Raw genomic sequence first — 13,938 nt, forward strand, 5'->3', positions numbered from 1 at the left:
CAGGTGAAACCTTGGCCCCGGAGCGGAGAACGGACGGTGCGGCCGCCGATACCACCACCGACAACGCGAATTGCGGGCGAAACGGTTCACATTGCCATCAGCCGCCCCGGCCGGTGATAGTGATCATCGAACGGCGCGGTCCGACACCGCGTCAGCTGACGAGAGAACCGATGAACATGGCGAAGACCAGCCTTCTGCGTCCGCTCGCGACCGTCGCGGCCGCCGCCGTCCTGGTGGCGACGGGTGCTCTGCCCGCCGCGGCCGCCGGACAGGGCACCACCGACACGACCGCCCCCGACCTCGCCGGCGTGCGCGCCGCTCTCGACGCCACCGCCGCGGCCGGCGCCCCGGGCGCCTTCGCGGTGATCCGCGACCACGACGCCGCCGCCCGCACCCGTTCGGTCTCGGTCGGCCTGGCCGACCTGGACGGCACCCCGATGAACTCCTCGTGGAGGTTCCGGGTCGGCAGCAACAGCAAGATGTTCACCGCCGTTCTCGTGATGCAGCTGGCGGAGGAGGGCCGGATCGACCTCGACCGGCCGCTGCGCGAGTACCTGCCCGAGGGCACCCTGCCGGAGGGCTGGACCATGACCGGCCGCCAGGTGATGGAGCACCGGGCCGGCGTCTTCGACCACACCAACGACCTGCTGGAGCAGGCCGGCGAGGAGACCACCAGCGCCTTCGAGGCACGCATCCGCACCAAGGTCTACGACCCGCGCGCGCTGGTGGCGATGTCCGTCAAGCACGGCGTGCAGTACACCCCCGGCACCCGCTACTCCTACTCCAACACCGACTTCGTGCTGATGGGCCTGGCGGTCGAGCACCTCACCGGCCAGCCGTACCAGGAGGTGCTGAACGAGCGGATCCTCCAGCCGCTCGGCCTGCGCAAGACCTCCTTCGTGGTGCCCGACCAGGACATCCGCGGCGCCCACGTCACCGGCTACCTCACCAACGACGACCGCACCAAGCCGCTGCTGGACTCCACCGCGCAGACCGGCTCCTGGGTATGGGCCGCCGGGGCCGTCATCTCCGACGCCGAGGACCTCGACCGCTTCCTCACCGCGCTGATGGCCGGCGGCAACGGCGGGCTCGTCTCGGACGCCTCGCTCCAGCAGATGACCGCCGCCCTGGCCACGCCCACCGCGAAGATCTCCTACGGCCTGGGCCTGCGCCGCATCACCCTCTCCTGCGGAGACGTGTACGGGCACGGCGGCATCGTGCAGGGCTTCAACACCCAGTCCTTCACCACCCAGGACGGACGGCGCAGCGTGGTGGTCTTCGCCAACGCCTCCAACAACGGCTCGGTGACGCAGGGGCTGATGAACACCCTGGAGCCGGCCTTCTGCGGCAAGCAGCCCGTCGCCCCGCGGACGGCCTTCGCGCCGGCCCCGGCCCCGGCTTCGGTCCCGGCCCCGGTGAACTCGCTGCCGGTGGTGGAGGACACCCGGATCTGACCCGCCGTCCCGCCCGGCACCCGCGCGCCCGCTTCCGGTCCGACCGGGAGCGGGCGCCGCCGCGTGGCGGCACGTCGCGGCATCTGCCGGTCGGCGCCCGTCGGTGCCGACCGGCACCCGGCAGCCCCCGGCGGTGCCGGTCAGTGCCGGGCGCCCGCCGTACGGGGCCCCTCCGCGCTCAGGTCGGTGAGCGCCTCGGTGAGCAGCTCGCGGGCCTCCTCGGGGCGGCCCTGCTCGATCAGCGCGGTGCCCAGTTCGGTCAGCGTCTTGGTCATGCTGTCCGGGCGGCCCACCGCCTCGAAGTGCAGGAGGGCCTGCCGGTAGGCCCGCTCGGCGGCCGGCCAGCGCTTCAGCGCCGCGCGGTCCAGGCCGAGTTCATGCGCGGTCATGGCCGCCAGCAGGTGGATCAGCGGCGAGGACCAGCGCTCCACCAGCTCCAGCGCCTCCGCCAGGGCCCGCCGGCGCGACTCCACCGCCTCCTCGGCCCGGCCGGACTCCCGCAGGCAGTTGGCGGCTCCGCGCAGGGTGACCAGCCGGCCGATCATCGCCGAGCGGGTGGCGACCTCGGCGAAGGCGTCCGCCGCCCGGTGGAAGGCGTCGGTCGCCTCGCGGTGCCGCTGGAGGTAGCGCAGGCCCGAGGCGAGGTAGGTCAGCGCCCAGCCCTGCTGCTCCCGGTCGCCGACCGCCCGGGCCAGCTCCAGCCCCTCGGTGGCCAGCTCGATGCCGCGCTGGTAGCGGTGCAGGCAGGTGACGTACGTCCAGGCCAGGTAGTTGACGTGCACCGCCTCGACCCGCCGGTCCCCGATCGCCCGGGCCGCGTCCGCCGAGAGCTGGAACACCTCGGCCCAGATGCCCCAGCTGAGCAGGCGGTCGGAGAACCAGTGCATCGCCTCGGCGGTCTCCACCACCTCCCGGTGGCGGCCGGCCCGCTGCGCCTGGTGCAGGGCGGCCAGCCACTCCGGGTGCTCGTACTCCAGCCAGGCGGCCGCCTCGGTGAGGTGCGCGGGTGCGGTACCGCCGGTGCCGGTGCCGTCCGTGGCGTGGTCGGGGTCGAACCGCAGCCCGTACTCGGCCGCCCTGGCGAGGATCCAGCGGCCGGCCCTGGTGCTGGCCTCGGCCAGCTCCCGGGCGGTCTCGTCGGCGGCCAGCCGCTCGCCCGCGTACAGCCGCACCAGGTCGTGCAGCCGGTAGCGGTCCGGGGTGGCGGCCTGCATCAGCCCGGCGTCGACGAGCTGTTCCAGCACCAGCTCGGTACGGGCCGCGGACCGGCCCGCGTAGGCCGCGGCGATCTCCGCGGTGAAGTCCTGCCCGGCGGTCAACGCGCAGCGGCGGAGCACGAGTTGGGATTCTGCGGGCAGCCTCCGGTAGGACAGTTCGAAGGCCGGGCGGACGGCCAGATCGCCGGTCTCCAGCAGGTCCAGCCGGTTCTCCTCGGCGGCGAGCTGGCGCACCAGGTGGGCGACCGGCTGCTGCGGGCGGGCGACCAGGCGCTGCCCGGCGATCCGCAGCGCGAGCGGCAGGTAGCCGCAGAGCCTCGCCAGTTCGGCGGTGGCGTCGGGCGAGGCCTCGATCCGCTCGCGCCCGGCGATCCGGGCCAGCAGGCCGGCGGCCTCGGCCGGGGACAGCACGTCCAGGCTCAACCGGTGCACCGACTCCAGGCCGGGCAGCACGTTGCGGCTGGTCACGATGGTCACGGCCGGGCCCGAACCGGGCAGCAGCGGGCGCACCTGGCTCTCGTCGGCGGCGTTGTCCAGCACCAGCACGAGCCGCCGCTCGCGCACCAGCGCCCGGTAGAGGCCGGCCCGCTCCTCCGTGCCGGCGGGCACCGCGCCGTCCGCGACCCCCAGGGCGCGCAGCACCTGGCCGAGCGCGTCCCGGGCGGGCAGCGGCTGCGGGGACATGCCGCCGAGGTCCAGGGAGAGCTGGCCGTCCGGGAAGCCCGGGGCCAGGGCGTGGGCGGCGTGCAGCGCGAAGGCGGTCTTGCCGAGGCCCGGCTGACCACTGATCAGCACCACCCGCGGGTGGGCCGGCCGCTCGTCCTCGGCCAGGCCGGCGAGCAGCGCGAGGGCGTCCTCGCGGGCGGTGAAGTCGGCGATGTCACGGGGCAGCGCGAGGGCGCTCTGGCCCGCCTCCAGGGCGACCTGAACGACCTGGGCGGCCTCCGCGGAAGCCTGCGGCGGGGCGTCGGCCGAGGCCGCCTCCCGGGCGAAGGCGGCCTCGCGCGGGGCGGGCACGCCCGGCCGGGCGCCGACGACGGGCACGGAGCCGGGCCGTGTCCCGCGCGGGCGCCCGGACTGCGCGGCCCGGTCCAGCGCCTCCGCCTGCGCGCCGTCCAGTCCCAGCGCCTCGGCCAGGGCCCGTACGGTGCGCCGCTGCGGGCCGCGGGTGCGGCCGCGCTCCATGTCCCCGAGGGCCCGCAGGCTGACCCCGGCGGCCGCGGCGAGCGCCTCCTGGGTCAGGCCGGCCGCCACCCGGTGCCCGGCCAGCAGACAGCTGAACTCGTTCGTGTCCGTGTCCGTGCCGCCCCCGGCCGCCATACCCGCCCCCACTCGCTCGTCCTGCGCAGTTCCGCACTTCTGCCTGGAACCGCCTCCGGCGATTCGCTCCAGGCAGAAGTATGCCCGGGCCGACATGTTCGTCCTACTTGGCCCTCCCCCAGGGTATCCGCCCAGGTCAGGAGGTATGCACAGGGGACGGTCGGCAGGGTGCAGACGACCCCCCGGAGTGAGAACCGCCGATAGTTCCGCCTGTGGTTCCGCTGGCCGATCTGCGGTTTTCCGCCACCGGAGGCCCGGGGGCGGTCACGGTCGCCCCCGTGTCCGCGCGGCCTCGACGGTGCGGCCGAGCGCGTCCAGCAGGTCGGCGAGCAGGCCGTGGGAGCGGGCTTCGAGGGCCGGGTCACCGACGGTACGGCCGAGGGCTACGGCGAGCCGAGCCGAGGAGAGCGCGGCGTCCCGGCGGCCGAGCGCGTGCAGCGCGCGGGCCCGGCTGTGGGTGGCGAGGACGGCCTCGGCGCCACCGGACCGGGCGGTGGCGGCGCGCACCGCCTCGTCGGCGTGACGCAGGGCGGGCCCCGGGTCTCCGGCCAGGACCAGCGCGTCGGCGAGGTCGGTGAGCGCGCGGACCAGCAGGTGGCCGACGGCCGGGGTGCGGGCGGCGGCGACCAGGTCGCCGAGCATCGGGACGGCCCGCTCGTACCGGCCGGCCCGCAGCAGGGCGGCGGCCACCCGGCTGCGGCAGTGGTGGCGCAGCACCGGGTCCCCGGCCCGGTCGGCGGCCGCGACGGCCCGCTCCAGGGTGTCGGCGGCGGTGCGGTGGGCCGCGCGGTCGACGTGCAGGACGGCGAGGTCGGTGGCGAGCCGGGCCACCGCCGCCTCGTCCCGCTCCGTGTGCGCGGCGCTCAGCCCTGCCTCGACCACGGCCCGCCAGTGCGCCCGGTCGTGGCCGCCGGCCTCGTACAGCAGGCCCGCGCGGTGGGCGAGTTTCCAGGCGGCACTCGGCCGCCCCCGCTGCTCGGCGCAGAGCACCACGGCGCGCAGGGCGCTCTCCTCGCGGCGGAACCAGGCCGCCGCCCGGGCGCAGCCCCCGGCCGGCGCGCTCTCGGCCGTCCAGTCGGCGGTGACGTCGAGGTAGTGGGCGATCAGCCGGTCGAGGGCCAGGTACCGTTCGTCGCAGGTGAGTTCGGCGGCCTGGGCGGCGGCGTGCCGGCGGACCAGCTCGCGCCGGGCGTACCGGCCGGGGCTGGTCTCCTCCAGCAGGTGGACGGCGTCGAGCCGGGTCAGCAGGGTGCGGGCGGTGACGGGCGGGAGGTCGCCGAGGGCGGCGGCGGTGTCGGTGCCGATCTCCGCGCCGGGGTGCAGGCCGAGCAGGGTGAACAGCCGGGCGGCCTCGGGCGCCAGCGTGCGGTAGGTGTCGTCCAGCGCGGTGGTGAGGCCGAGCGGGCCGCGCGTGCCACCGGTTCCGGTGCCGGAGAGGGCGGCCAGGCCGGTCTGCTCGGCGGCGAGTTCGGCGGCCAGGTCGGCCACCGACCAGTCCGGCCGGGCGGCCAGGCGGGTGGCGGCCAGCCGCAGCGCGAGCGGCAGCCGGTCGCAGCGCTCGACGAGTTCGGCGACCGCTTCCGGCTCCCCGGCCGTACGGTCCTCGCCGAGGGCGCGGGCGAGCAGGTCGGCGGCCTCGTCGGCGCCGAGCACGCCCAGCGGCAGCGGAATGCCTCCGACGTGGACCAGCAGGTGGCGCAGCCGGCTGCGACTGGTGACGACCACGACCGGGGCGGGCTCGCTGTCGGTGGCGGGCGGGTCGGGCAGCAGCGGGGCGAGCTGCTCGTAGCCGGCCGCGTCGTCCAGCACGACCAGCATCCGCCGGCCGGCGACCAGTTCGCGGTAGCGGCGGGCGCGGTCCCCGGGGTCGGCGGGCAGCGCCTCCGGGGCGACCCCGAGGGCGGCGAGGAACTCGCCGAGCACCTCGGCGGGTTCGCGCGGCCCGTCCGGGTCGAAGCCGTGCAGCTCGGCGCGCAGGACGCCGTCCGGGAAGCAGTCCTCGGCGCGCCCGGCCGTCCACTGGCGGACCAGGCTGGTCTTGCCGACTCCGGCGGGCCCGGTGACCAGGATCGGGCGGCCGTCCCGCGCGGCGGGCAACACCTCGTCCAGCCGGGCGAGTTCGGCGCCCCGGCCGACGAACCGGCGGTCGGCGGCGAGCCGGGCGCCGCACTGCTCCCCGGCCCGGCGCAGCTCCGGACCGGGCGGCCCGCCGAGCCGGGCGACCGCGCGCTCGTAGCACTCCCGCGCCTCGGCGCTCCGGCCGTCCTGCTCCAGGCAGCGCACCAGCCGGGCGGCCAGCGGCTGCCGGGCCGGGTTGGCGTCGGCCGCCTCGGCGAGTTCGGCGGCCAGCTCGCCGCCCCGGCCGGCCCGGAGCAGGCCGTCGGCCAGCCGCTCCAGGACGCGCAGCCGCAGGTCGGTCAGGTGCGGGAGGGCCCGCTCGCGCAGCAGCGCGGACCCGCAGTCGGCGAGCGCCGGGCCGCGCCACAGGTCCAGCGCGGCGCGCAGCAGGGGCAGGGCCCGGTCCGGCGAGGCGTCCCACGGCGGGTCGGCCGGCGGGACGGCGGGCTCGGGCAGCGGCAGGACGGCGGGACCGGGCAGCGGCACACCCGCCCGCTCGCAGAGCCGGCCGAAGCTCAGCACGTCGATCCGGTCGGGCTCGCCGGCCAGCAGGTAGCCGTACCCGCGGGTGTCCAGCTCCAGCCCGGAGCCGTCCAGCAGCTGGCGCAGCGCCGCGACGTGGCCCTGCAGGGCGGCCCGCGCGGTGGGCGGCGCACAGCCCTCCCAGACCAGCTCGATCAGCTCCTCGGTGGCCACCGTCCGGTTCAGCCGGAGGGCGAGCGCGCTCAGCAGCGCCCGGCGTTTGGGCGCCGAGGGCGTCACCACCGCCCCGTCCTCCCGCCGCACCACCACCGGTCCGAGCAGATCGATGTGCACGCGCCCGTTCCCCTCCCCCACCATCGCTTCCCCGGCCGGATCGAGGATAGGGCCGACCGGGCCCCTGACGTCGGCCGTACCGTACCCGGTGGGTACGACAGCGGTGCCGCGCCCGCCGACCGGTGCAACCCCGGCCCGCCTCCGCGGCGTCCTCCCGGGGGGTGGCCCGCGGCGCGGCGGCGGAGGACCGTCCGGCTCGGACCGGACACCTTCGCGCACTACACTGCTCCACCCCGAGGCTTCCGGTGCCACGGGCGTTGTGCGGTGAGGTGGGAGTACCGGTGCGGATTCGACTGCTCGGGCCGGTGGAGCTGCGGGTCGGGACGGACGGCTTCGCCGGGGTGGCGGGCGCGCAGCGGCGGGCCGTCCTGGCGCTGCTGGCGCTGCGGCTGGGGCGCCTGGTGACGATGGACCAGCTGTGCGAGCTGCTGTGGGCCGAGCAGCCGCCGCCGAGCGCCCGGGCGGCCGTGCAGGGGCACGTCGCCGCGCTGCGCAAGGTGCTCGCCGACACCCCGTTCGAGCTGCGCACCCGGGACTCCGGCTACCTGCTGGCCGGGCCGGCCGACGCCGTGGACGCGCTGCGCTTCGAGGAACTCGCCGGCGCGGCCGAGGAGCGGACCGGGCTCGGCGACCGCACCGCGGCCGTCGCACTGCTGGAGGAGGCGCTGCGGCTGTGGCGCGGCGAGGCGCTCGCCGACCTGCCCGACACCCCGCTGCGCGCCGCCGCGGTGGACCGGCTGCAGCAGTCCCGCACCGCCGCCCTGCTCTTCTGGGCCGGGCTGCGGCTGGGCCAGGGCGCCGGGGCGTCGGCCGTGCCGCTGCTGGAGCAGGGCGTCCGGCGGGACGGGCTGCGCGAGGAGCTGGTGGCGCTGCTGATGCGCTGTCTGCACCAGGCGGGCCGGTCCGCGCAGGCGCTGACCGCCTACCACCAGGCGCGGGTGCGGCTGGACGAGGAGCTGGGCATCCGCCCGGGCCCGGCGCTGCGGGCGGCACTCGCCGAGGTGCTGGCCGACGACCGTCCGGCGCCGGCGCCCGCCGCGCCCCCGACCCCCGGGCCGGCGCCGAAGGCCTCGCCCGCCCCGCGCAGGCTCCCCCGCCGCCACCCGGACTTCGTCGGCCGCAGCGCCGACCTGGCCCGCCTCGACCGGGCCTGCGGTCCCGGCCCCGCCGGGCTCGGGCCGGTGTCGGTGGTCGGGCCCGTGTCGGTGGTCGGACCGGCGGCAGTGGCAGGGACGGCGGCGGTGGTCGGACCGGTCCTGATGGTCGGGCCGGCCGGGGTCGGCAAGAGCGCGCTGGTCACCGCCTGGGCGCACCGGGCCGCCGACCGCTTCCCCGACGGCCTGCTCCACGCCGAACTGCGCGGCCTCGCCCCGGACGGCCCGGCCCGGCCCGAGGACGTCCTGGCCGGCTTCCTGCGCGCACTCGGCGTACCCGAGGAGGACGTCCCCGCCGGGCGCGCCGCCCGCGCCGCGCTCTACCGCGAACGCACCCGGGGCCGGCGGCTGCTGGTGCTGCTGGACGACGCCGCCGACGCCGACCAGGTCACCGACCTGCTGCCGGCCGGCCCGGCCGGCACCGCCGTCGTCACCGGCCGGGGCTCGCTGGAGGACCTGGTCGCACTGGAGGGCGCCGTCATGCTGCGCCTGACCGCCCTGCCCGAGGACGACGCCCTGCTCCTGCTGGAACGGGCCCTGACGCCCGCGCGACTGCGCGCCGAGCCGGAGGCCGCCGCCCGTCTCGCCGGGCTCTGCGACCACCTGCCGCTCGCCCTGCGGATCGCCGCCGCCCGGCTGGCCGCCCGGCCGGACTGGACGATCGCCGAGCTGGTGGCCGAACTCGCCGACGAGGAGACCCGGCTGGCCGTCCTGGACGCCGACGGCGCGCTCTGCGTCGCGGGCCGGCTCCGGCCGACCCACCGCCGGCTCTCCGCACCCGCGGCCGAACTGCTGACCGTGCTGGCCGCCCACCCCGGACGCGAGGTGGACACCGCGGCGAGCGCCGCCCTGCTCGGCGAGGACACCGCGACCGCCCACCGGGCGCTCGCCGAACTCGCCTCCCACCACCTGCTGACCGGCGCCGCCCCCGGCCGCCACGCCCGTACCGACCTGGTCCGGCTGTACGGTGCCGGGCTGCTCGCCGAACGGCCCGAGCAGCACCGCCGGCTGCTCCGCGAACGCCTGGCCGACCACTACCTCACGGTCCTGCGGCACTGCGGCGCCTTCCTCGACCCCGGTCAGGAGGACACCGCCCCGATCACCGCCGCGCCGATCGGCACCGCCCCGATCGGCACCGCGCCGACGGCCCTGCCGCCCGTCGTCGACATCCGCACCGCGCTCGACTGGTTCGACGCCGAGGAGCCCGCGATCTCCGCGCTCGTCGCGTCCCCCGACACCGACCCGGCCCGTGCCTGGCGGCTCGCGCTGACCGGCGGCTCGCTCTACTACGGCGCCAGCCGCTTCACCGACTGGCTCGCCAGCGCCCGGCTGGGGCTCGCCGCCGCCGAACGGTGCGGCGACCCGGTCGCGGTCTCGCTGCTGCTCAACTGCCTGGCGGAGGCCCTGGTCGCGCTGGAGCGCCGGTCGGAGTCCGCGGACGCGGCCCGGCGGGCGGTGGCCGCCGCCGAGTCCGCGACCGGGCCGGCGGCCACGTCCGCGCACGTCCGGGCGCTCGCCACGCTGGCGCTGGTCACCGCGATGCTCGGCCACTCCGCCGAGGCCGAGCGGCTGGCGGCCTCCGCCACCGCGCTCGCGCTGGAGTCCGGCGACCGCCGCCGGCTGGTCGACGCCAAGGTGCACCAGGGCTGGGTGAGCCTGGCCGTCGGGGACCGCGAGGGCGCCCAGCGCCGCTCCCGCGAGGCCCGGGAACTGCTGCCGGCCACGCCCGTCACCCAGGTCCACCTCTGGTCGCTGCTGACCGAGGCGCAGGCCCTGCCGCCGACCGTCCGCGAGGACGCCGCCGACCTCGCCTGGCACCGGCTGCTCGCCGCCTGCGAGGAGGCCGGGCTGCTGTACCTGCACGCGCTGGCCGAACAGTCCTACGCCGCCCACCTGTTGGCCCGCGGCCGGGAGACGGAGGTGCGCGGCCGGCTGCGCACGGCGCTGGACCGCTTCCGCGCCCACGACCGGCAGGCGGGCTACGTCAGCGGGTTCACCACCAGCCTGGAGGAGTCGCTCGACCTGCGCACCGGCCGGCGGCCCGCGGAGGACTGAACGCGGCGGGACGGCTTCGGAACGGCGGCGGCGCGGCTCCGGGACGGCCCGGTCTGCCGGTCCGGCGTGGCCTGTCAGCCCGCGGCCGGAGCGGCCCCGCGCCCCGTCGGCGCGTACCCGTGCTCCGCCGCCAGCACCGGACGCAGCGCCCGGATCGCGTAGAAGTTGCGGGACTTGACCGTCCCCGGCGGCACCCCCAGACGGGCCGCGGCCTCCAGCACCGAACGGTCCTTGAGGTGGAGTTCGACCAGCACCTCGCGGTGGTGCTTCTGCACCCGGCGCAGCGCCAGCGCGATGTCCCGGGCCACCACCACCTGCTCGTACGGGTCGTCCGAGGCGGGCCGGTCCTCCACCTGTTCGCCGATCACCTCCTTGGCGCGGGCGGCGGCCATCCGGTAGTGGTCGATCGCGATCCGCCGGGCGACGGTGAACAGCCAGGGCCGGCTCGCCTCCGGCCCCGCGGACAGCGCCTCCGGGTGCTGCCAGGCGCGCAGCAGGGTCTCCTGGAGGATGTCCTCGGCCTTGCCGCGGTCCCCGCCGGTGGCCCGCAGCAACGCGCGCAGCAGGTACCCGCCGTGCAGCCGGTGGATCTCGGCGAGCGTGTCGGGGTCGAGCGTCGGACGGGCCGGGGCGCTGGCGCCTCGGGGCGCGTCCGCCGGACCCCCGGACGACGGGGTGACGGACGTGGGCTGGGCGGCGGACGGCTTCGACACGCGCTACCTCTCAGGTCGGGCAGGGGCGCAACCCGGGCAGGGGCACGGCACGCGGGCAGGGCGTGCCGGGCACCGGCCGGACGTCCCCGGCGGTGGCTGCGACAGCACACTGCCGGAGTCCGCCAAGTCCGCACCAAGGATCCGCCAACGCCCCTCGTCAGGAGCACTCGGGCCGGCCCCGGGTGCCACCGTTGGCGGGCCCCGACGACTGTTGGCCGATCGTTAGCGGCCGTGAGCCGCCCCGCGTCGGCCGGCTGCCGCGGCCCCCCGGCCGTCAGCCGCCCTGCCGTCAACCCCCGGCCGTCAGCCGCCCTGCCGTCAGCCCTCCGCCGTCAACCCCCTGCCGTCAGCCCCCGCGAGCACCCGGACCAGCTCCTGCACCCCGTCCTCGCCCCGGTGCTCGATCAGCACCGCGACCCAGGTCGCCAGCCGCTTGCGCTCCGCCCCCGACCACCGCGCGGCCGACGGATGCTCGTCCACGACCAGCGCCGTGGCCACGCCCAGCAGCCCCGGATCGGGCCGCGGCCACCCCCGCCGCCCCGCCGGCACCGCACGCAGCGCCAACCGCCGGGCGACCGCGATCACCTCCTCCACCCCCGCCTCCGGCACCGCCAGCCCGGCCGGCCCCGCCTCGACCGGCGCCCCGGCCCGCACCAGGGCCGCGACGAAATCCCGTACCTCCGACCCGTCCGCCGCCATGCAGCGTCCCCGCCCCGTCCCGTTCACGGGACTCACGCTCCTTCCGACTCGGTGGCACTCGGCGGACGCCGGGTGCCACCGAACGACGGTACCGATCGGTAGCCGGTCAGGCAGAGGGTTTTTCCGATGCGGTCTCCCGATGTGTCCACCGGGCGCTCCATACGCCCTGCCCCGCTCAACGCGCCCTCCGCCGACAGTGGTTCAGGTGAACCGGAAGCACTCCTTCAGCCGTACTCCCTGCTGTACGGACGGGCCGAAGCGGAGGCACCGGTCCGGCGCAGCACGGACCGGGAGGTCCTCCGATGGCTTTCTCCGACGGCGCCCCGGTCGCGGGCTGCACCACCCCGGCCGCACCCGACTACTCGCCGGCCACCTGGCCCGAACCGGTCGCCCTGCGGCCCCGGCACCCGCTCGACCCGCTCGGCACCGTCCTGATCCCGCCCGCCGAACGGCGGTTGTTCACCCGGGCGGCGACCGGCGGACCGGCCCCGGCGGCGGCGTTCCCGACAGCGGCACTCCCCGTGGTGACGCTCCCGACGGCCGCACTCCCGACGGCGGCGCCCGCGGCCGTCCCGGTCATGACGGCCCCCGGCCCGCTCCTCGCCCCGCCCGCCCGGTACCCCGGCCCGGAGGACCGCCCGCGCACCCGGCGGCTCACCCTCCCGGGCGGCACCGAGGCCCGACGGCAACGCCTGCTCGAACGCGTCCGGGTGCCGCTGCGGGCCCGCCACCGGATCGCCGTCCTGGGCGACCCCACCGAGGAGGGCACCGTCGCCCTCGGCGCCCTGCTCGGCGGACTGCTCGCGGAACACCGGGCCCACCCCGTGCTCGTCCTCTCCACCACCGGCACCCCCGGGAACGAGTTCCGCACCGGCAGCCGGCTCGTCCTGCGGTCCGTCAAGCCGGACCCGGCCGCCCTGCGGCAGGCCCTCGACGAGGCCGACGGCCACTACCCCGTGGTCCTCGCCGACACCGCCGGCGCCCCGCCCGAGGTCCAACTCACCGCCGCCGGCCACACCGACCACCTGCTGCTCCACGCCCGGACCTGCGCCACCGGGGCCCGCACCACCGACGCCCTCATCGACCACCTCACCGCCCTCGGCCACGGCCACCTCGTCCACGGCGCCGTCGCCGCGTTCACCCCCGCCGCCCCCACCGACCGCCCGGTCGCCGACCGCGACCTCCTCCCCCACTTCCGCACCCGCTGCCGCGGCGCCCTCGCCCTCCCGCACACCGCCCCCGGCCGGCGCCCCCGCACCCGCCTCGACCACCTCGAACTCGCCGCCCTCGTCGGCGACGCCATGGCCGAACGGCAGCGGGCCGGGGCGGGAACCCTGGAAGTCGGCGCCCCTCGTTAGGGCGTCGGCACGGCACAGCCCTCGGAGCCGGGCTCCGCCGGTACACGACGGGCCCGGCGCTGATCGGAGCGGGGGCGGACGCGACCGTCATCCTCCTCGAACCCGGGGACGACCCGACGAACGGGGTCCAGAACCCCGTGAAGGTGCTCCTGCGGGGAGCGAGAGGGTGCCGGGGTTCCGCTTTCGGAACAGCCCGCCGATCCGGCTCTTCGCCCGCCTGGAACAGGGCTGTCTGCCGCTCGGCGCCGCCCTCCACCGGGGAACGCCCCCGGGGGCCGTCCACGCCGGCCCGGCCGAACCGGAGTTCCGCGAACCGCTGAGCCGGGAGCTGCCGGACGTGGTCAGGCCGGACTCCGCACCCGGCGCCGTGCCGCCGGTGGACTGGCTCGACCAGGTGGCAGCCGATCCCATCGGTGCCCTGGAGTCGTTCGCCCTCGGGTGGTTCCCCGCCGAGGAGGCGACCGGGAACGCGGCGGCCGGAGACGACGAGGCGGCAGCGGTGACCGGCGAGCTGCCACCGGCGCCGGCCGCCTTCCACCGCCTGGCCCGCCTGCGCCCGGCGCTCCACCGGTTCCACGACCCGGTGCTGAAGCAGCCGGAGCACACCGGGGACCGGCTGGTCCTCGCCCGGTGGGCGCGGGGCTACCGGGACCGGTCCATTCCGTGGCGGCGGCGGGAGCGGGACGGATCCGGTCCCGTCGTGTGGGAGACCGAGGATCCCCGGAGCGCCTACCGGGAGACGGCCGTCGGGCAGGAACCGCTCAGCCTCCTCGTGAGGACCCCGGCCACGGCGACGGGCGGGACGCTACCCAGCGGCCTCGGCTGTCCTCCGCCCGCCCCCGACGCCCTGTCCGGGCCCGGGCCCGGACAGGGCGACCAGGCCCGCCAGGGTGGCGGCGTCGCTGGTGGGCGGGGCGGGGGGCATGGTGAGGCCCGCAGCCGCGGTGGGCGGGGACGCGGCGGGCGCGGCGGGGGCGGCGAGGCGGGTGACGGCGGCGACCGGGTCGACGATATCTGAATAGCACACGTCTGAA

8 protein-coding genes are annotated in these 13,938 nt (G+C 77.5%); 4 read left to right on the forward strand and 4 right to left on the reverse strand.

Annotated elements, in window-relative coordinates:
* The first annotated feature begins 176 nt into the window (after nt 1-176).
* On the forward strand, nt 177-1,454 hold the full coding sequence (locus ACWD4P_RS28940) for a serine hydrolase domain-containing protein (protein WP_449781653.1): 1,278 nt from the start codon (nt 177-179) through the stop codon (nt 1,452-1,454).
* Nucleotides 1,455-1,594: 140 nt separating this feature from the next.
* Here ACWD4P_RS28940 and ACWD4P_RS28945 read toward each other — a convergent pair whose 3' ends face one another.
* Both ACWD4P_RS28945 and ACWD4P_RS28950 read right to left on the reverse strand, forming a co-directional pair.
* Nucleotides 1,595-4,003 (reverse strand): ATP-binding protein, encoded by a 2,409-nt coding sequence (locus ACWD4P_RS28945; protein ID WP_449781654.1) that lies wholly within the window; start codon nt 4,001-4,003, stop codon nt 1,595-1,597.
* A 252-nt stretch (nt 4,004-4,255) separates the two neighbouring features.
* Nucleotides 4,256-6,925 carry a BTAD domain-containing putative transcriptional regulator gene (locus ACWD4P_RS28950; RefSeq protein WP_449781655.1) on the reverse strand — a complete coding sequence of 890 codons (2,670 nt, stop codon included), beginning with the start codon at nt 6,923-6,925 and terminating at the stop codon, nt 4,256-4,258.
* A gap of 281 nt (nt 6,926-7,206) precedes the next feature.
* Between ACWD4P_RS28950 and ACWD4P_RS28955 the strand changes: the two genes are divergently transcribed.
* The gene (locus ACWD4P_RS28955; protein ID WP_449781656.1) at nt 7,207-10,134 is read left to right on the forward strand and encodes a BTAD domain-containing putative transcriptional regulator; all 2,928 of its coding nucleotides are present in this window, start codon (nt 7,207-7,209) and stop codon (nt 10,132-10,134) included.
* A 74-nt stretch (nt 10,135-10,208) separates the two neighbouring features.
* On the opposite strand, the gene ACWD4P_RS28960 is transcribed toward ACWD4P_RS28955, so the two are convergent.
* Entirely contained in the window at nt 10,209-10,847 is a 639-nt protein-coding gene (locus tag ACWD4P_RS28960) for a sigma-70 family RNA polymerase sigma factor (RefSeq protein ID WP_359831216.1), read from the reverse strand.
* Nucleotides 10,848-11,165: 318 nt separating this feature from the next.
* On the reverse strand, nt 11,166-11,546 hold the full coding sequence (locus tag ACWD4P_RS28965; RefSeq protein ID WP_449781657.1) for a hypothetical protein: 381 nt from the start codon (nt 11,544-11,546) through the stop codon (nt 11,166-11,168).
* Between the two features lie 302 nt (nt 11,547-11,848).
* On the opposite strand from ACWD4P_RS28965, the gene ACWD4P_RS28970 reads away from it, so the two are divergent.
* The gene (locus tag ACWD4P_RS28970) at nt 11,849-12,904 is read left to right on the forward strand and encodes a hypothetical protein (RefSeq protein WP_449781658.1); all 1,056 of its coding nucleotides are present in this window, start codon (nt 11,849-11,851) and stop codon (nt 12,902-12,904) included.
* Between the two features lie 166 nt (nt 12,905-13,070).
* Nucleotides 13,071-13,922, forward strand: a complete 852-nt coding sequence (locus ACWD4P_RS28975; protein ID WP_449781659.1) for a hypothetical protein — start codon at nt 13,071-13,073, stop codon at nt 13,920-13,922.
* Nucleotides 13,923-13,938 lie beyond the last annotated feature (16 nt).

Source organism: Kitasatospora sp. NPDC002543 (assembly GCF_053594915.1).